Annotated in this window: 22 protein-coding genes; 6 read left to right on the plus strand and 16 right to left on the minus strand. The window is 66.1% G+C overall.

Annotation, left to right across the window (positions count from 1 at the left end; all coding sequences use genetic code 11):
* Nucleotides 1-29 precede the first annotated feature (29 nt).
* From purL to CJZ82_RS06115, 6 genes are all read right to left on the minus strand, one after another.
* Nucleotides 30-2,405 carry a phosphoribosylformylglycinamidine synthase subunit PurL gene (gene purL / locus CJZ82_RS06090; protein ID WP_094554915.1) on the minus strand — a complete coding sequence of 792 codons (2,376 nt, stop codon included), beginning with the start codon at nucleotides 2,403-2,405 and terminating at the stop codon, nucleotides 30-32.
* A 65-nt stretch (nucleotides 2,406-2,470) separates the two neighbouring features.
* A complete protein-coding gene (locus tag CJZ82_RS06095; protein ID WP_094554916.1) occupies nucleotides 2,471-3,283 on the minus strand; it encodes an RNA methyltransferase in 813 nt (270 codons plus the stop codon).
* A 4-nt stretch (nucleotides 3,284-3,287) separates the two neighbouring features.
* On the minus strand, nucleotides 3,288-4,430 hold the full coding sequence (gene dnaN, locus CJZ82_RS06100) for a DNA polymerase III subunit beta (protein ID WP_094554917.1): 1,143 nt from the start codon (nucleotides 4,428-4,430) through the stop codon (nucleotides 3,288-3,290).
* A 504-nt stretch (nucleotides 4,431-4,934) separates the two neighbouring features.
* Nucleotides 4,935-5,993 carry a threonine synthase gene (gene thrC / locus CJZ82_RS06105; protein WP_094554918.1) on the minus strand — a complete coding sequence of 353 codons (1,059 nt, stop codon included), beginning with the start codon at nucleotides 5,991-5,993 and terminating at the stop codon, nucleotides 4,935-4,937.
* A 119-nt stretch (nucleotides 5,994-6,112) separates the two neighbouring features.
* On the minus strand, nucleotides 6,113-6,751 hold the full coding sequence (locus tag CJZ82_RS06110; RefSeq protein WP_094554919.1) for an alpha/beta hydrolase: 639 nt from the start codon (nucleotides 6,749-6,751) through the stop codon (nucleotides 6,113-6,115).
* Between the two features lie 27 nt (nucleotides 6,752-6,778).
* On the minus strand, nucleotides 6,779-8,737 hold the full coding sequence (locus CJZ82_RS06115; protein WP_094554920.1) for an AarF/ABC1/UbiB kinase family protein: 1,959 nt from the start codon (nucleotides 8,735-8,737) through the stop codon (nucleotides 6,779-6,781).
* Between the two features lie 76 nt (nucleotides 8,738-8,813).
* On the opposite strand from CJZ82_RS06115, the gene recN reads away from it, so the two are divergent.
* Together recN and uvrA are read left to right on the plus strand one after the other, a co-directional pair.
* Nucleotides 8,814-10,502: a DNA repair protein RecN gene (gene recN / locus CJZ82_RS06120; RefSeq protein ID WP_094554921.1), complete on the plus strand. Its 1,689-nt coding sequence runs from the start codon at nucleotides 8,814-8,816 to the stop codon at nucleotides 10,500-10,502.
* A gap of 152 nt (nucleotides 10,503-10,654) precedes the next feature.
* On the plus strand, nucleotides 10,655-13,570 hold the full coding sequence (uvrA, locus tag CJZ82_RS06125; RefSeq protein WP_094555011.1) for an excinuclease ABC subunit UvrA: 2,916 nt from the start codon (nucleotides 10,655-10,657) through the stop codon (nucleotides 13,568-13,570).
* Nucleotides 13,571-13,579: 9 nt separating this feature from the next.
* On the opposite strand, the gene CJZ82_RS06130 is transcribed toward uvrA, so the two are convergent.
* Nucleotides 13,580-14,068, minus strand: coding sequence for a hypothetical protein (locus CJZ82_RS06130; RefSeq protein ID WP_094554922.1), 489 nt, complete (start codon nucleotides 14,066-14,068; stop codon nucleotides 13,580-13,582).
* 97 nt (nucleotides 14,069-14,165) lie between these two features.
* Between CJZ82_RS06130 and CJZ82_RS06135 the strand changes: the two genes are divergently transcribed.
* Complete coding sequence (locus CJZ82_RS06135; RefSeq protein ID WP_094555012.1) at nucleotides 14,166-15,740, plus strand: alpha/beta fold hydrolase; 1,575 nt, start codon at nucleotides 14,166-14,168, stop codon at nucleotides 15,738-15,740.
* 24 nt (nucleotides 15,741-15,764) lie between these two features.
* On the opposite strand, the gene CJZ82_RS06140 is transcribed toward CJZ82_RS06135, so the two are convergent.
* Nucleotides 15,765-16,814 carry an LCP family protein gene (locus CJZ82_RS06140; RefSeq protein ID WP_094554923.1) on the minus strand — a complete coding sequence of 350 codons (1,050 nt, stop codon included), beginning with the start codon at nucleotides 16,812-16,814 and terminating at the stop codon, nucleotides 15,765-15,767.
* 62 nt (nucleotides 16,815-16,876) lie between these two features.
* Entirely contained in the window at nucleotides 16,877-18,064 is a 1,188-nt protein-coding gene (gene purT / locus CJZ82_RS06145; RefSeq protein ID WP_094554924.1) for a formate-dependent phosphoribosylglycinamide formyltransferase, read from the minus strand.
* A gap of 75 nt (nucleotides 18,065-18,139) precedes the next feature.
* Between purT and CJZ82_RS06150 the strand changes: the two genes are divergently transcribed.
* Nucleotides 18,140-18,301 (plus strand): cytochrome B6, encoded by a 162-nt coding sequence (locus tag CJZ82_RS06150; protein WP_094554925.1) that lies wholly within the window; start codon nucleotides 18,140-18,142, stop codon nucleotides 18,299-18,301.
* Between the two features lie 15 nt (nucleotides 18,302-18,316).
* Here CJZ82_RS06150 and CJZ82_RS06155 read toward each other — a convergent pair whose 3' ends face one another.
* The 3 genes from CJZ82_RS06155 to CJZ82_RS06165 form a co-directional block, all read right to left on the minus strand.
* Nucleotides 18,317-18,559, minus strand: coding sequence for a hypothetical protein (locus CJZ82_RS06155; protein ID WP_094554926.1), 243 nt, complete (start codon nucleotides 18,557-18,559; stop codon nucleotides 18,317-18,319).
* A gap of 49 nt (nucleotides 18,560-18,608) precedes the next feature.
* Nucleotides 18,609-19,697 carry a phospho-N-acetylmuramoyl-pentapeptide-transferase gene (mraY, locus tag CJZ82_RS06160; RefSeq protein ID WP_094554927.1) on the minus strand — a complete coding sequence of 363 codons (1,089 nt, stop codon included), beginning with the start codon at nucleotides 19,695-19,697 and terminating at the stop codon, nucleotides 18,609-18,611.
* Nucleotides 19,698-19,770: 73 nt separating this feature from the next.
* Nucleotides 19,771-20,022, minus strand: a complete 252-nt coding sequence (locus CJZ82_RS06165; protein WP_006172708.1) for a DUF3134 domain-containing protein — start codon at nucleotides 20,020-20,022, stop codon at nucleotides 19,771-19,773.
* A gap of 71 nt (nucleotides 20,023-20,093) precedes the next feature.
* Between CJZ82_RS06165 and CJZ82_RS06170 the strand changes: the two genes are divergently transcribed.
* Entirely contained in the window at nucleotides 20,094-20,282 is a 189-nt protein-coding gene (locus CJZ82_RS06170) for a hypothetical protein (protein ID WP_094554928.1), read from the plus strand.
* A 44-nt stretch (nucleotides 20,283-20,326) separates the two neighbouring features.
* Nucleotides 20,327-21,550, plus strand: a complete 1,224-nt coding sequence (locus tag CJZ82_RS06175; RefSeq protein WP_094554929.1) for an argininosuccinate synthase — start codon at nucleotides 20,327-20,329, stop codon at nucleotides 21,548-21,550.
* A 31-nt stretch (nucleotides 21,551-21,581) separates the two neighbouring features.
* On the opposite strand, the gene CJZ82_RS17695 is transcribed toward CJZ82_RS06175, so the two are convergent.
* The 4 genes from CJZ82_RS17695 to CJZ82_RS06195 form a co-directional block, all read right to left on the minus strand.
* Nucleotides 21,582-22,055, minus strand: a complete 474-nt coding sequence (locus CJZ82_RS17695; protein WP_143593546.1) for a hypothetical protein — start codon at nucleotides 22,053-22,055, stop codon at nucleotides 21,582-21,584.
* Nucleotides 22,056-22,123: 68 nt separating this feature from the next.
* Nucleotides 22,124-22,477 carry a 30S ribosomal protein S6 gene (rpsF, locus tag CJZ82_RS06185; protein ID WP_094554931.1) on the minus strand — a complete coding sequence of 118 codons (354 nt, stop codon included), beginning with the start codon at nucleotides 22,475-22,477 and terminating at the stop codon, nucleotides 22,124-22,126.
* A gap of 115 nt (nucleotides 22,478-22,592) precedes the next feature.
* Nucleotides 22,593-23,084, minus strand: a complete 492-nt coding sequence (locus CJZ82_RS06190) for a Tic20 family protein (protein WP_255380785.1) — start codon at nucleotides 23,082-23,084, stop codon at nucleotides 22,593-22,595.
* Between the two features lie 38 nt (nucleotides 23,085-23,122).
* A complete protein-coding gene (locus tag CJZ82_RS06195; protein WP_094554933.1) occupies nucleotides 23,123-24,061 on the minus strand; it encodes a shikimate dehydrogenase in 939 nt (312 codons plus the stop codon).
* Between the last annotated feature and the right edge of the window lie 89 nt (nucleotides 24,062-24,150).

A 24,150-nucleotide genomic window follows, 5' to 3' on the forward strand; every position in this document is an offset into this window, starting at 1 on the left:
TCACCTTTCTTTTACCTTTGCATTGTGCCTCAGCCGGCCGCGGCCAGTCGGCGCGGTAGAGCGTTCTCGTAGCTGATGCGCAGCTCCTCCACTGCCAGCGACAGCAGGCAGGTGCCGGCCTGCTTGAAGCTAAGGGCCTCCCCGGCCGCACCCACCCGACCGATCGGCCTGGCCAGCGCTTCCTGCTCCCCTTGCCGCTGGGCGTCCAGCAGCTCCTGCCAGGCCCGCTCCTGATCTGACTTGATCGACACCAACACCCTGGCGCCCCCTTCAGCGAACAGCAAGCGATCAAGGCGGCCCGCATCAGCGGGAATCTCCAGGACTGCACCAAGGCCAGAAGCGATGCAGGCCTCGGCGACCGCCACGGCCAGACCCCCGTCGCTGAGATCGTGGGCAGAAGCCACCAGGCCCGTCGTGATCGCCTGGCGCAGCAGGGCTTGCACCGCCCGCTCCAGCTTCAGGTCGGTCAGAGGAGGTCGGCCCGTGGCCAGACCATGGACACTCTCCAGATAACTGGAGGCGGCCAGAGCCAGCCGCCCTTCACCGTCGCCTGTGGCCAGAGGCACCCCCAGCAACCAGATGTGATCGCCAGGCGCCTGCCAGCCCAGACCAGTGACGTGATCGAGATTGTGCACAAGGCCAACCATGCCCACCACGGGAGTGGGATGGATCGGCTGGAGGCTGCCATCAGGCCTCCGGGTTTCGTTGTAGAGGGAGACGTTGCCGCCGGTGACGGGGGTATCAAGTGCCAGGCAGGCTTCCGAGAGGCCGCGGCAGGCCATGGCCAGCTGCCAGTAGCCGGTGGGGGTGTCCGGCGAGGGGAAGTTGAGGTTGTCGGTGACCGCCAGCGGTTCGGCACCGACGCAGCTGAGATTGCGGGCGGCCTCGGCCACCGCCGCTGCAGCCCCCCGCTCCGGATCCAGGGCCACCCAGCGATTGGGACAATCCACGGTGGCGGCAACCCCACGGCTGACAGCAGCCATGGCGCCGTCACCCCGCTGGGGCCGCAGGCGCACCACGGCCGCATCGGCTCCACCTGGGGGCATCACCGTGTTGGCCTGCACCTGGTGGTCGTACTGGCGGTAGACCCAGCGCTTGCTGGCGATGGTGGGGTCATCGAGCAGGCGCAGCAGCACCGCACCCCAATCCAGGGGCTGGCCTGCCAGGGGACCACCCGTCGGTGTGATCCCTTCGGCGATGGCGGCAGGCAGGTCAGCTTCGCTCCAGCGCCAATGGGCCTGGATGGCAGCCGGCGGCTCACTGATCAGCTCGTGGTGGTTGATCGGAGTGTCATCGGCGAGGGCGCTGGCTGGCACCTCCGCCGCCACTTCCCCTCCCTGCAGCACCCGCACCACGTTGTCGGCCAGCACGCGGCCCACCACAGCGGCCTGCAGACCCCAGCGTCGGAAGCGGGCCATCAGGGCCTCCTCGCATCCAGGTCTGACCACGAACAGCATCCGCTCCTGCGACTCACTGAGCAGGAATTCGTAGGCGCTCATGCCGCTCTCCCGGGCCGGTACCCGGTCGAGATCGAGCTCGATGCCCAGCCCGCCCTTGGCTGCCATCTCCGAGCAGCTGCAGGTGAGGCCAGCGGCGCCCATGTCCTGGGCAGCGAGCACATCACCACTCTGGAAGGCCTCCAGGCAGGCCTCGATCAGTCCCTTCTCCAGGAAGGGGTCACCCACCTGCACCGCCGGGCGGTCATCCAGTGATGCGGCACTCAGCTCCGCCGAAGCGAAGCTGGCACCGCCCATGCCGTCGCGGCCGGTGGTGCTGCCCACGTACACCACCGGATTGCCCACCCCAACGGCCCCTGAGCAAACGATCTCCTCGGTTTCCATCAGCCCCAGGGCCATGGCGTTCACCAGAGGATTGCCGGAATAGCTGGGGTCAAAGGCCACCTCACCGCCCACGGTGGGGACCCCCACGCAATTGCCGTAGTGGGCGATGCCCGCCACCACACCCTCCATCAGGCCCACGTTGCGCTCGTCCTCAAGTGGACCGAAGCGCAGGGCATTGAGCAGGGCAATCGGCCTGGCACCCATCGTGAAGATGTCGCGGAGGATGCCGCCCACACCGGTGGCCGCCCCCTGGAACGGTTCCACCGCCGAAGGGTGGTTGTGGCTTTCGATCTTGAAGGCCAGCCGCTGGCCCTCACCCAGATCCACCACACCGGCGTTTTCGCCGGGGCCCACCAGGATGCGCGGCCCGCTGGTGGGGAAGCCCTGAAGCAAGGGCCTGGAGTTGCGGTAGCAGCAATGCTCCGACCACATCACCCCGAACATACCCAGCTCGGCGCGGTTGGGCTCACGACCGAGCCGGCGACGGATCTCCTCGTAGTCGGCCTGGCTGAGGCCCTCCTGGCGCAGGGCCTCAGCGACCAGAAAAGAGGGTGTGGCAACCACAGCACGGAATCATCAGGGCTCCAGTGTGGCCGAGCCCGTGGCCCCGGCCTGCCACCGGTCAGGGTTCAGATCCAGGGATCTTCCGGCTCGAGTGGATCGGCATCGAGGGGCCGTCGCCGCTCACGCCCGGCCCTGCTCTGTGGCGGGGCCGCAAACTCCCGTACGGGCTCCCCCCAGGCCTCGGGGTCATCCCAGTCCTCCTCCTCGTCAAGCCGATTCAAGGGGAGATCTTCCTGACGGGCTGTGGGTTCGAGGGGATCAGGCTCCTGCCAGGGCGGCTCCTCCAGCCAGCCCTCCAACCGTTCCTCGAAGCGCCCGCCCGCCTCCTCGAACTGCTCCCGCCAGCGGCGGGAGCGCCGCAAGAACTCCTGACGCACGCTGGCGCGCGCCAGGGGCAGATCATCGAGGCCATGCAGGGCAGTCATCACCTGGCCGGGCTGCTGATCGACGATGCGCTCGGGCGAGAGCAGCCAACGGCTGCTGCCAGGCAGACGGGGATCGCTGCGGGCAACCAGATAGTCGAGGATCCGGCCGCTGCGCAACTCCACATTGGCGTCAGCGATCACACCCAGTAGTTGATTGTCGGTACCGAGCAGGGCCGCCTCAAAGAGGGTGGGCAAGCGCTCCAGTGTGGCGGGGTCGGTCTCTGCGGGCTCCCCCAGCACCAGAGCCTCCTGATCGGTGAGCCCGCGCAGCTGATTGAGCCGCCAGACCATCCGGCGGGTACCGAAAGCCGACGGCTTGCTCACCCAGCCCAGCAGGCGGTGCACGGGCGGGTGCATCCAACCGAGCAGACCAGCCCCATGGTCGATCCCCTGGTGGCAGCGCACCCGGTGGCGCAGCAGGTCGCTGAGCAGCAGTTGCTCGGGCAGGGTCACGGCCTCAGCTGCGGATCTGAACGGGCATCACCAGGTAGGTGAAGGTCGGATCCTGCACAGAGGTCAGCACCGCCGGGGTCGTGGGGGCGTTGCAGCGCAGCTCGACCCGCTCGGATGTCATCGCCTTGAGCCCATCGAGGATGTAGCGGACATTGAAGGCGATCTCGATCGGATCACCGCTGATCACCGCTGGCAGGTCTTCGGAGCCGCTGCCCACATCCTGGGCATCGGCACTGATGTGAAGCTGACCGCTGCCGGGATCACTGCTGAGCTTGACGACATTGTTGTGTTGGTCGGCGAGAACAGCCACCCGCTCGAGGGCCTGCACGAACCCACGGCGATCAAGCTCCAGGGTCCGGGTGAAGCGATCGGGGATCAGCTGGCGGTAGTTGGGATAGGTGCCATCGAGACTGCGGCTGGTGAGCACCTGGTCGGCCCAGAGGAACACCACCTGGCCGCGATCGCAGTAGAGGCTCACCGGATCGTCACTGCTGCAGGCGGAGAGCAGTCGCTCAAGTTCCCTCAGGGAGCGGGCTGGCACCGTGACCGCGAAGGGCTCACTGCCATCCTCCGCGCCGGAGAAGGCCTTCTCGAGGCGGAGCACCGAAAGGCGATGCCCATCGGTGGCGGCGCATTCGAGATCCTGATCCGCCAGGCCGAGGTGGACGCCGGTGAGCAACTGCTTGGCCTCATCACCGCTGCTGGCAAAAAGGGTGGCCCGCAAACCCTTCACCAGCGCCTCCGGTTGAAGGCGCAGCGGAGTTCCGCTCTGAACAAGGGGCAGATCGGGAAAGTCCTCGGCAGAGAGACCGCGCATCTGGTAGCTGCCGGAGCGACTTGTGAGCTCCACCTGCTCCTGACCTTCTTCGCAGCTCAGGCTGATCGGGCTGTCGCTGGAGAGGCGCGCCACGATCTCGCCGAACAGGCGTGAAGGCAGGGTGATGGTGCCGCTGCTCTCCACGGAAGCGGGAAGGCTGGTCTGGATGCCAAGGCTGAGATCAAAGCCGGTCAAGCTGAGCCGGCCAGTGCCGGCATCGGCGGTGAGCAGCACATTCGCCAGCACCGGGTGGGTGGGGCGTGAAGCCACGGCACGGCTGACCAGCTGAAGGCTGGCGCTCAGTTCCGCCTGAGAGCAGACCAGCTTCATCGCGATACGACTCCAGAGGGAAACAGCCCGCCAAGGGCCACACCACGCTTCCACACCACTGCCGGAAGCGCAACGAGGTCCAGCTTGCTCGAACCGCTTTCCAACTGCCCTCTCCCCAATCCGGTTACTGGTTTTGTCTTGATGCAGAAGAAAACAAATCCAATCCGTAGTCGTAGGGGCTGGGGAAAAGGTGGAAAAGATCCATGGCCCAGTCACAGTCTCAGGTCTTACGAATCAGAACTGAGGAAAGAGCACCTGAATGTCGGCTGCAATCAAGGTTTTCCACTCTTTCCCGGATCTGGGGAAAACGTCGACATTTTCAGGGTGCTCGCTTTGCTCCTCTTTTCCCCGTGTTGAGGATCTTTTTCCCGTGGACGCTTTGACCAGTGCACCCGAGATCCGTTGTGATCCGCAAGCTCAGCCAGGCGCTCCACACAGTCCAAAGCCCCGCACCGGAGTCTCCGGTGCGGGGCTTACTGAGCTGTTGTGTTCAGATTTTCGCGTTCAGAAGCCCATCACCTTGGCGACCACATCCACCTCAGGTGCCAGGCCGGCATGGAAGGCCCCATCGCAGTTGTCGATGGCAGTGTTGGGATCCTTCAGACCGTTGCCAGTGAGCACGCAAACCACCGTGGCTCCGGCGGGCACCTGCTCCGCCTGCTGGAGCAGACCGGCCACGGAGGCAGCGCTGGCCGGTTCGCAGAACACTCCTTCCTCCCGGCCGAGCAACTGGTAGGCCTCAAGAATCTCCTGGTCGGTGACAGCGTGGAAGGAGCCACCGCTCTGTTCCCGCACGTTGAGGGCTTTCTCGCGGTTGGCAGGATTGCCGATCCGGATCGCGGTGGCGATGGTGTCGGGTTGCTCGACTGTGTGACCAAGCACCAGTGGCGCGGAGCCAGTGGCCTGGAAGCCCATCATCCGGGGGAGGCGTCGGCTGTGGCCTGCCTGCCGGTACTCCTGGAAGCCCATCCAGTAAGCACTGATGTTGCCCGCGTTGCCCATGGGGATGCAGAGCCAGTCGGGGGCGTCACCGAGAGCGTCCACCACCTCGAAGGCGGCGGTCTTCTGCCCCTGCAGGCGGTAGGGGTTGAGGGAATTCACCAGCGTGACCGGGTAGGTGTCGGCCACTTCGCGCACGATCGCCAGGGCACGATCGAAGTTTCCCTTCACCGCAAGCACTTCGGCGCCGTAAACCAGGGCCTGGGCGAGCTTGCCCTGGGCCACATAGCCGTCGGGGATCAGCACGAAGGCGCGCATGCCGCCGCGGCGGGCGTAGGCGGCAGCCGCGGCACTGGTGTTGCCGGTGCTGGCGCAGATCACCGCTTCGGCGCCGGCTTCCCGGGCCTTGCTCACCGCCATCGTCATCCCCCTGTCCTTGAAGCTGCCGGTGGGGTTGAGACCGTCGTATTTCAGGAACACCTTGATGCCACGGCCCAGCCGTGCCGCCACAGACGGCGCAGGGATCAAGGGAGTCGCGCCTTCCCTCAGGGTGATCACAGGGGTGGCCTCGCTCACCGGCAACCAGCGTCGGTAGGCCTCGATCAGCCCCGGCCAGTCCTGCATCGTTGGTTGCTGGCCCAGTCGCCGAAGAGCTGAAAGCAGGGGCACGTCGACCGGAGGACAGGCTGATATGAATCTACGCGCCCAGTTCCCAGCAGCTTCCTGCTACGAGCTCGGTTGGCTCAGGGGGCTGGCGACGGGGCCGTTGGCTGGGTTGCCGGGGAGCTTGCTTTCGGCGGTTCGCCGCCGGACTGGGCAGCTCCATCTCCGCGTAATCCGTCAAGGGGCGATTCGGAGAAGAAGCGCACAAGCTCGGAGATCGAGCTTGCTTTGCTCATCACCCCAAGCAGAGCAGGAATATTCACCGCCAGCTCCTGGGACGGATAGGCCTGCAGGAACCCAGTGGCGGTGAGGTTGCCGTTGCCGCTGGCCAGGCCTGTGATCAGGGCGCCCCGGATGGCCTGGACCCCCTTCTGTGGTGTCCGCAAGGGGGAGAAGATCCCCGCGAGCCGCTGAAGAAGCGCTTCGCCGATCCGCGTGGAGAGCAGCCGGCTGGTCAGCACGATCGGCAGGGTGAGTTGTTGGTTCAGCAACTTGGCCACCGAGGCCGGCTCCTGCTTGCCGAAACGCAGCACATCCGCCAGGAGCCCCCGGGCCTGTCCCGTCTGGGCCAGATGTTCCAGGTCGGCCACCGGAATCGAGCGTCGGAAGGCTCCACTCACGAAGACCACCTGTTCGGCGGCCTGCACCTGCAGTCCTGGCGTGACTGCACTCAGTGAAAGGCCCAGCAGGACGGCCAGGAGTTTGGGCGGACGGGCCAAGATTTGAAACCTGGTGGTCTATTAACTCTAAGAGCTGCCGGTGGCGCTGAGTACGGCGCTCTGTCGCAGCTCGGGAGCCACCAGAACATCGCGCAGCAGGCGCACCACGCTGCGTTCCGCCAGGCCCTGGGCCAGCTGCACGCCCATGCGGCGCAAGTCGGGTTCGCCCAGAAGCCTGGGCAGACGGCGCAGCAGCAGCTGGGGCTCGAAGCCGGGCAGCTGACGCAGGATCATCAGCAGTTGCTGGACCGGCTCCAGGCTGAGCAGGGCACTCTCGCCGCTCTCGAGGCGGTTACTGCGCAGTCCGGGTGGTTGCAAGCGGCTGGGCAGCCGCCTGCCCAGCCGACGGAAGGCCCGCCAGCTGATCGCATCCACCCGGTCCACCAGGGCGTCCACCAGCTGCTGGCGCAGCAGGCCGCCCTTGGGGGAGAAGAGGAAGTCGAGCACTTGATCGAGCAGACCCTCCAGATCCAGTTGGTCCTGAAGGGAGGCGCTGCTGATCAGGTCCTCAAGCCGCTGCCAGCGGAACTCCTCGCCGTCGAAGAGCATCTCGCGCAGGCTGCTGCGCAGGGCCGGATCCGGGTCCTCCATAAGCCTGCGGGCGAAATAGGGGTAAGCAGCACCGAGGATCTTGAAGTCGGGGTCCACACTCAGAGCGATGCCTTCCAGTGTCACCAGGGAGCGGATGATCAGGGCGTAGTAAGGCGGCACCTGGAAAGGGAACTTGTACATCACCCCGGAGAGGTCGTCGGTGACGGCCTTGAAGTCCATACGGCTGACTCCCATCTCCAGAGCCTGGCCGAACACATTCTCGAAGGCAGGAATGATGGGCTCGAGATTCACCTCCTCTCCGAGAAAACCCAGGTTCACGAAATCTCGTGAGAGGGAGTTGAAATTACGGTTCACCAGATGCACCACCGCCTGGATCAGCCCCGTTCTTGATTCGCGGCTCACCTCGCTCATCATGCCGAAGTCGAGATAGGCCAACCGGCCATCGGGCAAGGCCAGCAGGTTGCCGGGGTGGGGATCGGCGTGGAAGAACCCGTGTTCCAACAATTGCTGCAGACTGCAGTTCACACCCACCTGCACCATGTCGTCCGGGTTGATGCCAAGGGAGCGCACCGCATCGAGATTGGTGAGCTTCACCCCCTCGATCCACTCCATCGTCAGCACCCGGCGGCTGGTGAGTTTGTGGTAGATGCGCGGAACGGCGATGCGGGGGTTATGCAGATGCAGGCGTGCGAAGTGTTCGGCGTTGCTGGCTTCGTTGACGTAGTCCATCTCTTCGAAGACCCGCTTGCCGAGCTCATCGATCAGGGCCACCAGATCACTGCGGATCAAGTGCACGTTCCGGTTCAGCCAGGCCGCGATCTGGCGCACGATGTAAAGGTCGAGGGTGATCTGCTCACGCAGCCCCGGCCGCTGCACCTTCACTGCCACGGCCTCGCCGCTGAGCAGGACACCCCGGTGCACCTGGCCAAGGGAGGCCGCTGAGATCGGCTCCCGGTCGAGATGCTGGAACAAGTTGCTGACCGGTGCGCCGAGGTCTTCCTCGATGCAGGCCATCGCCAGGGAGCTGTCGAAGCCGGGCAGCTGATCCTGCAGCTGGGCCAGTTCTTCCAGCAACAGCGGCGGGATGATGTCCGGCCGGGTGGAGAGGGCCTGGCCAGCTTTGATGAAGGCCGGCCCCAGGGCAGCCAGAAGTTCGGTGAATTCCCGCGCACGCTCACGAGCGCGCTCTTCGTTGCTGAGCACCCCGAAAAACTTGTCAAAGCCCACCCCGATCAGAAACAGGCTGATGGGCACCAGGGTCTGCCAGAGACGCCTGAGCAGCCGCTTGGGGTGGCCGGCGTAGATCCGCGTGATGGTCTGTGGGTCGTAGCTCTGCAGACCGGCGGCTTCGATGAAGTCGCTGAGTTCCTCGGGGCGGCTGGTTTGTTCGGCGATCGTGTCCCCGGTGATCGTGGCCTGATCCGAGCGGACCATCAGCGAGGAGTTCAACTGTTTCTCTTCTAAACGAAAGCGACCGCCGCTACGGTCTTGGCAATCACCGGAGACAGGCGTGCTCACGGGTCTGCGTCTGGAGAACATCGCCCTGATCGATGCTCTGGATCTCAGTTTCAGGCCCGGGTTCACAGTTCTCACCGGGGAGACCGGCGCGGGCAAATCTCTCCTCCTAGATGCGCTCGATGCCCTTCTCGGCGGTGCCCAGGGGGTTGAGGGCCTGCGGCTGCTGCGACCTGGCTGCGAGCGAGCGTGCATCGAAGCCGGTTTCTCCTGCTCTGAGTCGGTGCGGGCCTGGTTGATCCAGCAGGACCTCGAGCCGGAGGACTCCGATCTGACGATCAGCCGGGAGTGGCGCCAGCAGGAGGAACGCAGCAGCAGCCGTAGCCGCGTCAATGGGGTGATCGTCAACCGCGCTCAGCTGCTGGAGCTGCGCCCCCTGCTGCTGGATCTCACCGTTCAGGGGCAGACCCAGCAGCTGGCGCGTCCGGGGCAGCAGCGCCGCTGGCTGGATCGCTTCGGTGGAGAGCCGCTCAGCGAGGCACTGCTGGCGGCCCGCTCGGCGGTTCGTGACTGGAAAGCAGCGGCGGTTGCGCTGCACACCGCCAGGGCTGAGCAGCAGCGCCAGCAGCTCGACCGCCAACGGCGTCTTCAGTTGCTGGAGGATCTGGAGGCGGCTCAGCTCGAGGATCCCCACGAGCGGCAGCGGCTGCAGGGGGAGCAGGACCGCCTGGCCCATGCCGTTCGCCTGCAGGAGGGGGTGATGATCGTGACGGGACGGCTGGTGGAGGGCCTGGACGGGGGGCCATCTGTGCTTGATCACCTCGCCGCCATCGAGCAGGAGCTGCAGCATCTGCAGGGGTTTGATGCGAGCCTGCAGCCCTGGCTGGAGCGCTGCTGTGAAGCGGCTCAGCTGCTGCAGGAGCTGGCTTCGGGCCTCGATCGCTACGGCGGTGGCCTGGAGAGCGATCCCGAAACCCTTTCGGGCCTGCAGGAGCGGATGGCCCAGCTCAAGGCTCTGGAGCGCCGTCACGGCCAGGAGCTGGGGGCCCTGATCGCCCTGCGCGACGACCTCCGTAGCCAGTTCGATGCCGATGGACAGGAGGCCTCGCTGCGGCAACTCGAGCAGCAGGAGGAGAGCAGACGCCTCCTGCGCGACTGGGCCTGCGCCCGGCTGACCCAGCAGCGTCAGGCTGCTGGGTCAGCCCTGGAGCTGCAATTGATGGAAACCCTGCGGCCCCTGGGGCTGGCCCAGGTGCGCTTCTCGGTCTCGATCGAGCCGGCCCCGCCCTCTGATGAAGGGGCTGATGCGATTGGGTTCCTGTTCTCGGCAAACCCTGGCCAGCCGCTGGCCCCCCTGCAGGAGGTGGCCTCCGGCGGGGAGATGAGCCGCTTCCTGCTCGCCCTGAAAACCTGTCTGGCGGCGTCCGATTCCCAGGTCACCCTGCTCTTTGATGAAATCGACAGCGGCGTCAGCGGCCGGGTCAGCGGGGCAATCGCCGCCCTGCTGCGCCGCCTTGCCGAGCAGCACCAGGTGTTCTGTGTCACCCACCAGCCTTTGGTGGCCGCCATGGCCCAGCACCACTTCCGCGTGAGCAAGCAGGTGGAGGCGGGGCGTACCCGCACTGGGGTGACGGCCCTGCAGGAGACCGAGGAGCGGGAGCGGGAACTGGCCGAACTCGCCGGGGGCGATTCCGGAGAAACCCGCAGCTATGTCGCCAGCCTGCTGCAGCAGGGAGCTTCGTGAGCAGCAGCTGCAGCCCGTAGACTCCAGGTTGTCAGGGTGACTGAATGCCCCGCGCCAGATCCGGCTCCGGATCCAAGAGCCTCGCCACGAATGGAGGAGGTCCCGAGGCCCTGTCCACCCTGGCCACGGCCTCCGGGCTAGATCCCAGCGCCATGCTCAGTGGTGGCACTCTCGAGGATGTGATCCGGGTGCGTGGCGCCCGTCAGCACAACCTGCGCAACGTTGATCTCACCCTGCCGCGTAACCGGCTGGTGGTTTTCACCGGCGTCAGCGGTAGCGGCAAGAGCTCGCTCGCTTTCGACACGATCTTCGCCGAGGGTCAGCGTCGCTACGTGGAAAGCCTTTCCGCCTATGCGCGCCAGTTTCTCGGTCAGGTGGACAAGCCCGACGTCGATGCGATCGAGGGGCTGTCACCGGCGATTTCGATCGATCAGAAATCCACCAGTCACAATCCCCGCTCCACGGTGGGCACCGTCACCGAGATCCAGGACTACCTGAGGCTGCTGTTCGGACGTGCCGGTGAGCCCCATTGCCCCCAGTGCAACCGCTCGATCCGGCCCGAGAGCATCGACGAGATGGTCGATCGGATCGCCACCCTGCCGGAGGGCACCCGCTACCAGTTGCTGGCTCCGGTGGTGCGGGGCAAGAAGGGCACCCACACCAAGCTGCTCTCCGGTCTGGTGGCCGAGGGCTTCGCCCGGGTGCGCATCAACGGTGAGGTCAGAGAGCTGTCCGACAACATCGAGCTCGACAAGAACCATGCCCACAACATCGAAGTGGTGGTCGACCGGCTGGTGGCGCGCGAAGGCATCAACGAGCGGCTGACCGATTCCCTGCGCACCTGTCTCAAGCGCGGCGATGGTCTGGCCCTGGTGGAGGTGGTGCCCAAGGCCGGTGAGGAGTTACCCGAAGGCATCGATCGAGAACGGCTTTATTCCGAGAATTTCGCCTGCCCTGTGCATGGCGCGGTGATGGAGGAGCTCTCGCCCCGGCTGTTTTCGTTCAACAGCCCCTATGGCGCATGCCCCGACTGCCATGGCATCGGACATCTGCGCCGGTTCACCCTTGAGAGAGTGGTGCCCGACCCCTCCCTGCCGGTGTATGCGGCGATCGCCCCCTGGAGTGAGAAGGACAACAGCTATTACTTCTCCTTGCTTTTCAGCGTGGGCGAGGCCTTCGGCTTCGAGATCAAGACCCCCTGGAACCAGCTCAGCGATGAGCAGCGCCAGGTGGTGCTCCATGGCAGCGAGCAGCCCATCGAGATTCAGGCCGACAGCCGCTACCGCAAGAGTCAGACCTACCAGAGGCCGTTTGAGGGAATCCTGCCGATCCTCGAGCGCCAGTTGCGCGACGCCAGTGGCGAGTCGGTGCGCCAGAAACTGGAGCAGTACCTTGAGATGGTGCCCTGTGGCACCTGCCAGGGGCTGCGCCTGCGGCCCGAGGCCCTGGCGGTCCGGGTGGGGCCCTATGCCATCCATGAGCTCACCGCCGTGAGCGTGGCCGAAACCCTTGAGCGGATCGAGGCTCTGATGGGGCTGGCAGAGGGGGCCAAGCCCCTGCTCACACCTCGCCAGATCCAGATCGGTGACCTGGTGCTGCGCGAGATCCGCATGCGGCTCAGGTTCCTGCTGGATGTGGGCCTCGATTACCTCAGCCTCGATCGGCCGGCCATGACGCTCTCGGGCGGTGAGGCCCAGCGCATCCGCCTGGCCACCCAGATCGGCGCCGGCCTCACCGGCGTGCTCTACGTGCTGGATGAACCCAGCATCGGCCTGCACCAGCGTGACAACGATCGCCTGCTGAACACGCTCTTCAAACTGCGCGATCTGGGCAACACCCTGATCGTGGTGGAGCACGACGAGGACACGATCCGTGCCGCCGACCACCTCGTCGACATCGGCCCCGGAGCTGGTGTTCATGGGGGCCACATCGTGGCGGAAGGGTCCCTGCAGAACCTGCTGGAGGCCGAGGAGTCGCTCACCGGCGCCTATCTCAGCGGACGCCTCGCCATTCCCACCCCGGCTGAACGGCGCGCTTCCGGCAGCCGCAAGCTCACCCTGGTCAACTGTCGCCGCAACAACCTCCAGGGCCTTGACATCGACATTCCCCTCGGTCGTCTCGTGGCTGTCACCGGGGTCAGTGGCAGCGGCAAGAGCACCCTGGTGAATGAGCTTCTGCATCCAGCGCTGGAGCACAAGCTCGGGATGCGGGTGCCCTTCCCCTCTGGCATGGAGGAGCTACGCGGTATCCAGTCGGTCGACAAGGTGATCGTGATCGACCAGAGCCCGATCGGTCGCACCCCCCGCTCCAACCCGGCCACCTACACCGGCGCCTTTGATCCGATCCGCCAGGTGTTCGCCGCCACTGTGGAGGCCAAGGCCCGCGGGTATCAGGTGGGTCAGTTCAGCTTCAACGTCAAAGGAGGTCGCTGCGAGGCCTGCAGTGGCCAGGGTGTGAACGTGATCGAGATGAACTTCCTTCCCGATGTGTACGTGCAGTGCGATGTCTGCAAGGGGGCCCGCTACAACCGCGAAACTCTCCAGGTGGCTTACAAGGGCTTCAACATCGCCGAAGTGCTGCAGATGACGGTGGAGCAGGCCGCTGATGTGTTCTCCGCCATCCCCCAGGCTGCGGACCGTCTGCGCACCCTGGTGGACGTGGGCCTGGGTTACATCAAACTGGGCCAGCCGGCCCCCACCCTCTCCGGCGGTGAGGCCCAGCGGGTGAAGCTGGCCACCGAACTCTCCAAGCGCGCTACCGGCAAGACCCTCTACCTGATCGACGAGCCCACCACCGGATTGAGTTTCTACGACGTCCATAAACTCATGGACGTGATGCAGCGGCTGGTGGACAAGGGCAATTCGATCGTGGTGATCGAGCACAACCTCGATGTGATCCGCTGTGCTGACTGGCTGATTGATCTTGGGCCCGAGGGGGGCAACAAAGGTGGCGAGATCGTGGTGGCGGGAACCCCTGAGCAGGTGGCTGAGCACCCCACCAGCCACACAGGTCGTTACCTCCGCCAGGTGCTGGCGCAGCATCCCGCCTCGGCTGCGGCGACGGCCTGATCCCAGGCGTCAGCGGCAGCCCTGAACGGAAATGCGATAGCTGAAGCCCGTGGAGTCCGGGTCAGAGCTGGAGCCCACCTTGAAATTCATCTGGCTGGCCTGCTTGCCGGCAATCGCTGGGAAGGGGCCGAACATCCGGCCCGTGCCGATTGGGGGTGTCATCAGCTCATTGATGACCTGGAGGCTGGAGCCATCGTTGAACTTCATGAACCCTTCCACCGGATACTTGGCTGCGGCGTCAGAGGACACAGCCGTGAAGAAGAACTTGAAGTTGCTGTAGGGCTGATCCACGCTGAAATCGGTGTTCCAGTTGGTCTGGCCCAGCACCATGCCGAGTGGGGACAGCCGTGGTCGTTGCACGCGCTTCGTGACGATCGGCGTTGTGCCGGTGCCGCCGATGGGCTGGAGAAAGGTGCAGCGCTCGGCGGCCACGGCGCCGCCAGCTCCGCCGCTGACCAGAAGGGATGCCGTCAGGGTCAGCAGGGCGAGGCGGTTCATACGATGCTTTCAAGTTGATCCAGTTAAAGCGGTTGCCTGGCGGCCCGGTTGAGGGGGTTGGCTTGTGATCTGCCAATCGGTGATCCAATCGGAGATCATGGTGGGATTACGCCAACCCGACGTGCGCGCGTCCAGCTTTCCGTTTCCAGCTCCCTGGCTCGTCGTCACAGCAGCGCTACTCGCCTCGATTGGGGGATTGTCGCGGCCGGCGGCCGCCCTCGAGCGGATCGATCTGCGTTTACCGCTGCTGGACACCAGCTTCACCATCAAGCTCTCGGAATTCCAGAAACCCGGCGGCCTGTTGAGCGGCAACAGTGATCTGGCCGAACTGGATCAGGCCACCAATGGGGCGGTGGGCCGGAAGCTTGGGGTGTTCCTCGACTATCGCCTGCCGCTGCGAAGCAAGGAGGTTTTGGGTCAGGTGGCGGGTTCGGCTCTGCTGAACCAGGCCCTGCTGCTGGTGTCGGCCATCGGTGGAATCGATGGGCTGCCTGCCAATCTCAATGGCCAGGAAATCTCTGCTGTGCTGGACCGGGCTGCTGCCAAAGGGCCGCTCACCATGCTCAATGTCTTGCAGGCCCTGCCTGGCCAGACCGCATCGGTGGACCTGGAGGTGGCCCTGTTTGCCGTGCGGCGTCTCGCCTCGCAGCAGAAACCGGCGGACCGCCTGATCGCCGCCACCCCTGCGGCAACGGTGGATCCTGCCCTCAGCAAGCCTGGCCCCCTTCCGGTGGAACGCCGGGAGACGAGCCTGGTGGTGAGCCATCGCCCCGAGCCGCTGCGGCTGGTGGTGATCGCCCCGAGCCGACAGGCCAATGGCCGCCTTGTGCTGATCTCCCACGGGCTCTGGGACAGTCCGCTGAGCTTCGAGGGCTGGGCGAAGCATCTGGCCAGCAATGGCTACACGGTGCTGATGCCCTTCCATCCCGGCAGCGATCAATCCCAGCAACAGGCCATGCTCTCCGGCAAGGTGCCACCACCGGACCCAGCCGAGCTCAAGTTGCGGCCCCTGGATGTGTCGTCTTTGATTGATGGGGTGGCCTCCGGCAAGCTGGGGCTGCCAACCGGTCTCAACACCGACTTCGTCGCGGTGCTGGGTCAGTCCTGGGGTGCCACCACCGTCTTGCAGCTTGCCGGTCTGCAGCCCAGTGCGGTGCGCCTGAACGAACGCTGCAAGGACGTCAAGGATCCCTCCCGCAATCTCAGCTGGGTGCTGCAGTGCAGTTTCATCAGTGCGGTCGACAATGCTGGCCTGGCCGATCCCCGGGTCAAGGCGGTGGTGGCGGTGAGTCCGCCGATGTCGCTGCTGTTCAACACCGGTGCCGCCCGCGCCATGAACGCCCGGGTGTTGCTGGTCAGTGGCAGCCGTGACTGGGTGGTGCCGGCCGGGCCGGAGGCGATCACGCCGATGCAGTCCAATGCCAGGGGATTGGGCGGTGGCCATCGCCTCGTGCTCGCCCAGGGCGGCGACCACTTCAACCTTGGTTCTACCTACGCCGAAGACGGTGGTGCCCTGCGTGGCCTGCTCCTGGCCTGGGTGAATGGCGCCTTCTCGGCCGGTGCCGCCGCCGCCCCAGGGCCGAACGCTCCTGAACTGCTTCCTGCCAGCGGCTGGGGTGATGCGGCCATGCCCCTGGTGGTGGTCTCCCGAGATCAGCTGGGATCGCCCTGAGACTGAAGCCTGAAAACCGGAGCCTCAGCGCATGTCGTTCGTCTCGAGGGCGTTTGCATCTCCAGATTCCGCTTCCAGCGAGGCGGAGTGGCTTGTGTTCAGGTCCGGCATCCAGTAGCTCAGGTCGTCGTGCCAGTAGAGCCGGCCCGCCAGCCGCGTCGTGCTGAGCCTGGTGCTGCCCAGCTTGCTGATCAGATTCCCCAGCTCCAGCGGCGAGAGATCGGTGCTGAGGTCGTTGCCGGCGATCCTGAGCAGCTCAGGCAGGCGGGTCACGGAGCTGGGCTGGGCCAGTTTGCGGAACACCTCGCGGATCACCAGCTGCTGGCGTTCCATCCGGCCGATGTCGCCCAGCTCGTCATTGCGGAAGCGCAGGAAACCCTCCAGGTCTTTCCCCTTGAGTAACTGCACGCCGGGGTAGAGATCGATGTAGAGACCCTGGCGGGTGTCGGTGTAGTACATCCGTTTGGGCACATCCACCTCGACACCCCCCAGGGCCTCGGCGAGGTTCTGGACCGCGTCGAGATTCACCAGCAGGTAACGGTCCACCGGGGTTCCCAGCAGGCCGGTGAGCTCCTCCTTGACGGCTTCCAACCCACCGGAGGCGTAGAGGGCGTTGGCCTTGAGCACCCCGAAGCGACTGGATTCGATGAAGGTGTCCCGCGGCACCTGGGTGAGCTTGGTGGTGCCGTCGTGGATGTCGGCGACCACCATCACATCCGTGCTGCCGCTGATCTGGTCGGAGCCCAGGATCAGGATGCGGTGCTGATCGATGGGGAGAGGCGGCACCAGCTTGCCCAGCGTTGGCGCCATGCGGCTCAGGGCCGCCAGGGCAGGAGCGATCAGCTGTGGCAGTGGGCCCGCCAATCCATAGCCAAGGCCGATGCCGCTGGCGAAGGCCAGCAGGATGGCCGGCCGCAGGACACGCCTGAGCAGACCAATAGGCTTAGTTGTGGCAGTGCCGTGCCCCTGGCGGCGGTTGAGGGCGATCACGGTGGCCGCCGCTCGCTCAGCCTGATTGGCAGCGTCGCCCTTGCCGGAGCTTGAATGGTTGGGGCGTCGCTGGGCCTGGGACATGGGGAATCCTTACGGGCGCACCATAAATCCCAAAAGAGCTAGTGGCCAGTGGGCAACACGGCTCAGCCCGCCGCCACCACGGTGATTTTCCCGGCAGCACGATCAGCCAGAGCCCGCGCCTCGGCCACGTCCGTTCCGGTCGCCAGGGCAACCCCCATGCGGCGATTGGGGCGGGCGTTGGGTTTGCCGAAGAGCAGCACCTGGGTGCCTGGTTCCGCCAGGGCCTCGGCCACACCGGTGTAGGCCACGGTGTCGAGGGTCTGATCCGCCAGGATCACCCGGCTGGCGGCGGCGGAGCTGGAGCGGATGACCGGGATCGGCAGGCCCAGCACCGCGCGGAGGTGCAGCTCGAATTCGCTCAGGTTTTGCCCCATCAGCGTGACGAGGCCTGTGTCGTGGGGGCGGGGGGAGAGCTCGGAGAAGACCACCTCCTCCCGGCCGGGCTCGCCGCAGAGGAAGAACTCGACCCCGAACAGCCCGGCGCCCCCCAGCTCGTCGGTGACGGCCAGGGCCATGGCCTGGGCGGCCGCCAGCTGTGCTTCCCCCAGAGCGGCCGGCTGCCAGCTGCATTGGTAGTCGCCGCGCTCCTGCAGATGGCCGATCGGCGGGCAGAAGAGGGTGGGGCCCGACCAGGGCCTGACGGTGAGCAGGGTGATCTCCAGCTCGAAGGGCTGGAACTCCTCCACGATCACGCAGGAGCCGGCGCCCCTGGCCCCGTCGAGGGCCGCCTGCCAGGCGGCGGCAAGGCCGTGCTCTGAATGCACCACGCTCTGGCCCTTGCCGGAGGAGCTCATCACTGGCTTGACCACCACGGGCCAGCCCAGGGGAGCCGCCACGGCCATCAGTTCCTCGGCACTTTCGGCGTAGGCGAACCGGGCTGTGCGCAGGCCGAGCTTGCCGGCGGCCAGATCCCGGATCCGGTCGCGGTTCATGGTCATCGCCGTGGCCCGTGCGGTGGGAATCACCGTGATCCCCTCCGCTTCGACCTCAGCAAGGGCGTCCACCGCCAGGGCCTCGATTTCCGGGATAACCAGATCGGGGCGGTGGCGCCTCACGACGGCCTTGAGAGCCTCCGGGTCGGTCATGGCGATCACCTCCGCCTGATCGGCCACCTGCATCGCCGGCGCGCCGGGGTAACGGTCGACAGCGATCACCCGGCAACCCAGCCGCTGGGCGGCTATGGCCACCTCCTTGCCCAGTTCACCGCTGCCCAGCAGCATCAGGGTTCGCGGCAGGGAGGGGGCGGCCATGGGGCTAGTGGAAATCTCGCCTCGATCTTCGCCCCCGGCAAAGCCTGCTAGAGAAGGCATCCGCGCCTGACCGTCTTGCAGAGCCTGCTGTTCGCCTTCTCCACCGCCGGTGATGCCGATGCCGGACTGGTGTTCGGTCAGGACATCGCCACGTTCCAGAAGTGGGCCCTGATCTACCTGGTGCTCTCCTCGCTGGGGTTTGTGGCCGTATGGGTGGTGGGCTACCTGCGTCGCTGAGGGCCCGGGAGCCGCTCAGCCTCCTGGGATCAGATCCAGCTGGCGCACCGGCGGCTCCTCACTGATGAACCCATAGGCCTCGAACACGCCCTCATCGGGATGGGTGATGTGCTGCCCGTCGCTGTGCCGCTCCAGGTTGAACCCCTCAGCGGCCATGCGCCGCATCAGCGCCGCCGCCTCCTCGAAGCGGGCCGCCATGGCCTCGAGGCTGGCGCAGTCGGCGGTCAGACCCTGTTCCTTCCAGGTGAAGTAGGCCACTTCAGACTCCCGTTGATTCAGTCACCCCTCAATTCTGCTGCGGATTCACTCAGGGCAACAACAGCAATCCCAGCAGCACCAGCAGGGCGCTGGCCCCCCAGAAGCGCACCACCACCGTCAGCTCGGGCAGGCCACCCAGCTCGTAATGATGGTGCAGCGGTGCCATGCGGAACAGGCGACGGCCCTGACCATCGGGGCCCTTGGTGGCCTTGAACACCCACACCTGCAGGATCACCGAGAGCGATTCCGCCAGGAACACGCCTCCCATCAGCAACAGTGGCCAGAGGCTGTCGCTGAGCAGGGCCACCGCGCTCAGGGCCGCCCCCATTGCCAGAGAGCCGGTGTCGCCCATGAACACCCGGGCCGGGTGGCGGTTGTGGGCCAGGAACCCAAGCCAGGCCCCGGCCATGGCGGCGCAGAAACCGGCCATGGCCGGATCCCCCAGAGAGCTCCGCAGCATCAGCTGGGCGCCGAAGCCGGTGAAGACGATGGCGCCGCAGCCTGCCGCCAGGCCATCAAGGCCGTCGGTGAGGTTGGTGGCGTTGCTCTCCGCCAGGAACACGAACAATCCCAGGGGCAGGATCAGCAGTCCGAGGGGCAGCACCCAGCCCAGGGCCAGGGAGACATCCGGGCGGATCCAGAGGTTCCACTGGGCCAAGGCCAGGAACAGGGCCGCAGCCAGGGCCTGCAGCAGCAGCTTGCCCGGTGGGGTCAGTCCGGTGTTGGTCTGGCGGGTGAGACTGCGCCAGTCGTCGATGCCGCCGATGGCCAGGTAGGCCAGGGTGATCGCCGCCACCGCCAGCAGCCGGTCATCACCGGGTGAGACCAGCCCACCCACGATCACCCCCACCGGCACCACCAGCAAGCCACCCATGGTGGGCGTTCCGGCCTTGCCGTGGTGGCCCTGGGGGCCCTCTTCCCGGATCACCTGGCCGAGCTTCAGGACCCGCAGCCGGGGAATCCCCCAGTGGCAGAGCGCCCAGCTCACCAGGGCGGCCACCAGCAGGGGCGGTGTGAGCTGGGGAGCACCGCTGAGGCGGTCAAAGATCACGCAGGCGACCAGGACGGCCGCGGCCAGCAAAAGGGCGCCCGGCCGACCATCGGCTGGGGTTGCTGGAGACCCTGCTGGGGCCGGCATTTGGGTTGTTCGGGCCAAGACTCCTGGCGCCGCCGCGGCGCTGTGGCGATGCGGCCGGACCTTAGGTCAGGACTCAGTCCTCCCAGTTCTCGTCGGACTGCTCATCGGCCTGGTTGTACTCCTCCTTCTCGCCCATCAGAGCCGAAAGCTCCTCTTCTTCCACCGTGCTCACATCCGGAGCTGCCGTTTCCTCATCTGCCACCAGGCGGCCACTGCTCTCCAGCCAGCTGAGCAGATCGGGCTCATCCCGCAGGGGTAGCACCGGAGCCGGCTCATCCCGCCGGTAGCGGGTGAGCGAGGGGTTGATGCTGTCGAGGGTGCTCATGGAAAGCCTGTTAAGCGTGCAACCGTTGGACGCCGATCGACCACCATAAGCCAGCAGCTCGAATCCTTCCCTTGATTGCCGGCAAACTCACCACGCTGGTCCTGGGCTGGAGCCTGGCCCTGCTGATCAGTGCTCTGCTGGTGTCGGCAGGCCAGCGCTGGCCCGACCCCCTGCCCGTGGTGGCCTGGCAGGTGTGGGGACTGGTGCTCATCCCGCCACTGCTGATGGGGGTCTGGATCGCCAGCCGCTGGCGCCGGTGACAAGGGACAATCCTGCAACAGCTCGCACGCACAGGACTGAGGGGATGGCACAGGAGCAGGGCGCCAGGGCAAAACGGGTGGTGCTCGCCTACTCCGGTGGGGTGGACACCAGTGTCTGCATTCCCTACCTGAAGCAGGAATGGGGCGTGGAGGAGGTGATCACCTTCGCCGCCGACCTCGGCCAGGGCGATGAGCTGGAGCCGATCCGCCAGAAGGCGCTCGACTCCGGCGCCAGCCAGTCGATCGTGGGGGATCTGATCGATCCCTTCATCCGCGAGTTCGCCTTCCCTGCCATCCGTGCCAATGCCCTCTATGAGGGGCGCTATCCCCTCTCCACGGCCCTGGCCCGGCCCTTGATCGCCCGCCGGTTGGTGGAGGTGGCCCGGGAGCTGGGCGCTGATGCCGTGGCCCATGGCTGCACGGGCAAAGGCAATGATCAGGTGCGCTTCGATGTGGCGATCGGCGCCCTTGCTCCCGATCTGAAGGTGCTGACCCCGGCCCGGGAATGGGCCATGAGCCGGGAGGAAACGATCGCCTACGGCGAGCGCTGCGGCATTCCGGCCCCGGTGAGCAAGGCAAACCCCTATTCGATCGATCTCAACCTGCTGGGCCGCAGCATCGAGGCCGGCCCGCTGGAGGATCCTCTGGTGGAGCCTCCGGAAGAGGTCTTTGCCATGACCCGCTCGATCCGCGACACACCTGAGGAGCCCCAGGTGGTGGAGATCGCTTTCGAGCAGGGCAACCCCGTCGCGATCGATGGCGTCAGCCTCGATCCGGTCAGTGTGATCCGCCGTGCCAATGAGCTGGCCGGCCTCCATGGCTTCGGACGCCTTGACATCATCGAGAACCGGGTGGTCGGGATCAAGTCGAGGGAGATCTATGAAACTCCTGGTCTGCTGTTGCTGATCCGTGCCCACCAGGAGCTCGAAAGCCTCACCCTGGCCGCCGACGTAATGCGCTACAAGCGCCAGATTGAATCCAGCTGGGCCGATCTCGTCTACCAGGGACTCTGGTTTGGCCCGCTCAAGCAGGCACTCGATGGTTTCCTGGATTGCACCCAGGCCACAGTCAATGGCATGGTGCGTCTGCGGCTGCACAAGGGCAATGCCGTGGTGATCGGCCGCTCCAGCAGCAGCGACAGCCTTTACGTGCCCTCGATGGCCACCTATGGCAGCGACGATCGCTTCGATCACCGGGCTGCAGAGGGCTTCATCTACGTGTGGGGGATGCCGACCCGGCTGTGGGCGGCCAGCCGGCGTCAGGCCTGAGGAAAAACCGACAGCGGGACTCGGCGTTGATTCAGGCGGGAGGCTGACCACGCCTTAGCCAGCGCTGCCGCAGGGCCCGCAACGGCTCGAAAGCATCCTGCTGACTTGCGCCTCGCGCTGGTCTGAGCTCGTGCTCAGGGACTGGTGGGGGAGGCGGTGGTGCCGGCGGCAACAGGCGCCTTGCCTGCTCCCTGAGGGCGTGATTGTCCTGGGCCAGCAGCTGCTGCTGATCGAGCAGGGGCTGCAGGCGCTGGTGAAATTTACGCTCGAAGATCTGGGGCAGATCTCTTATCAGCTCCTCGAGATCGGCCAGTTGAAGTCTCGCCCGCTCCAGGTCCTGCTGGCAGGTCAACAGTTGAGCCTTGGTGGCCTCCAGCTCCAGAGTTGCCTCCCGCAGAGCGCTCCTGAGCCGATCCCCCGTGGGCTCAGAATCTGGCTCTGGACTCTGCAGGTCGGCCGGAATCTGCACTGGCGGGATTCCTGGCCTGGGGAGGTCATCAACCATCAGTTGGCCAGGATTGATGGCGGATCCATCATCCCCAGGTTGGGCGGGATTCGTTGATTTCCGCTGGTTCAGCTTTCGGCTGTGACCGGTTCTGCGGCGGCAGGAGCGCTGCGGGGGGTGGGCAGCGGCCCGTCCTGCTTGACGGTGAGATAGCGGATCACGTCTTCGCTGAGGCGCATGGCGCGCTCAAGCAGGGCCACCTGCTGCCCGTCACCGTCGTGGTTGAGCTGCACGTAGATGCCTTCGCGGTGCTTGGCAATCGTGTAGGCCAGCCGACGTTTGCCGCGCATCTGGCAATCCAGCACTTCAGCGCCGGCTTCTGTGAGCAGATCGCGGTACTTGGCCACATGGGTTTCCACCTCTTCCTCCGGGATGTCCGGACGAAGGATGTACATGGTTTCGTAGTAAGGCTTCTGCGACATGGGGGCTGAGGCTCCGTGATGGGCTCTTGGGAGGCCGGCGGCAGAGCGCTGCCAGCAACGGATTGGCCAGCCTACCTGCCGGTCTCCTGCGGATTCCGCTCTGCCGCCCCTGCTGTCAGTAGAGCTGCATCCGCACCGCTTCCGAGACCGTGGGGATGTCGGCTTCACGGCCACGGATGCTCTGAACCACCGAGAACACCACCAGCAGCAGGGTGGCGAGGAACACGGTGTTGCTGAGGGTGCGAAGTGCAAAGCCTGCCCCCAGCGGGCGCAGCAGAACGCTGAAGGCCAATGAGAGCAGGATCAGCACGATGTCGATCAGGATCGCCTGCAGCACGTTGAAGCGGATGAAATAAGGCACCCGGGCATTGCGGACCACTGCCAGGAACAGCATCAGGAACAACAGAAACCCTCCGAAGGGAATCTGCTGCTGCAGGGCCATCAGCGGCAGTGCCGGCAGCACCAGCCACTGCAGGGCCGGCACCAGGCTGAACAGGGCCTCACCGAAGGGCACCCCGTCACTCCAGGGGAGCAGATAGGCCAGCACGGCCAGGAGCCGTTGCCAGATCGGGGGGCCTTCCATGGATGCGGGGCGCGTTGGCTGCATTGCGCTCAGGCTAGGGGGGTAGCCCCTGCCGCCAGTGATCAGGCGCTGCTGAGCTGATCGAGCGCGGCCTGGCGCATCGCCGCCAGCGGCAGTGCCAGCGGCGTGGTTTCGGAGCGCCCCGGCGCTGAGAGCCAGAGCCTCAGGGCGGCGGCTCCCTGCTGCACCAACATTTCCAGGCCATCGAGCACACTGCAGCCCCGCTGGCGGGCCTCCAGCAGCAGGCGGCTTGGCCGGGGTGTGTAGATCAGGTCGTAGACCAGACTGCCAGGGCGCAGTGCTTCGAGGTCAGCCGCCTCCAGAGGGCAGGCGCCGGCGTTGGCTCCCATGCCCACAGGCGTGGTGTTCACCACCAGATCGGCCTCGGCCAGCGCCATCAGCAGGTCGCCGTGCCCATCGGCCGCCGCCGGCCAGGCCACTCCGCTGAGCTGGGGTGCCCATGACCCGCACTCCGCCAGGAACGCCGCCAGGGCATCGGGCCGACGTCCGGCCAGCTGAATATGCTCCAGTCCCAGCTCCACCAGGGCCGCCACCACGGCCCGGGCGCTGCCGCCGCAGCCCAGCACCAGGGCCCGTCCCCCCGCCAGGTCTGGCACCGAACCCGCTTCTTGGCCGACGCCGGCTCGCAGCGGCGCGAGAAACCCTTCCACGTCGGTGTTGGTGCCCAGCCAGCCGCCGCCCTCACGTCGCACCAGGGTGTTCACGGCCCCGACCCGCCGGGCCAGGGGGGTGAGCTCCGCCGCCAGCTCCGCCACCGCCCGCTTGTGGGGCAGGGTCACGTTCAGTCCACGACAGTCGATGGCCTCCAGGGCCCGCACCACCACCGCCAGATCAAGGGCCTGCACCGGCAGGGCCAGGTAGATCCAGTCGAGACCCAGCTCCCGCAGGGCGGCGTTGTGCATCGCCGGCGAGAGGGAATGGCGCACCGGATCGCCGAGAACGGCCACGAGCGAGGTGCGGGCGGAGATCTCAAGTGGCATGGCGGCTGGGTTCTGGGGCGATGCCGGGAGCGAAATGTACGGGCCTGGCCGCCACCCGCCCGCTCTCTGTTCGGAAACCACACCTCGCC

This window comes from Synechococcus sp. 1G10 (genome assembly GCF_002252625.1).
Lineage (GTDB): Bacteria > Cyanobacteriota > Cyanobacteriia > PCC-6307 > Cyanobiaceae > Regnicoccus_A.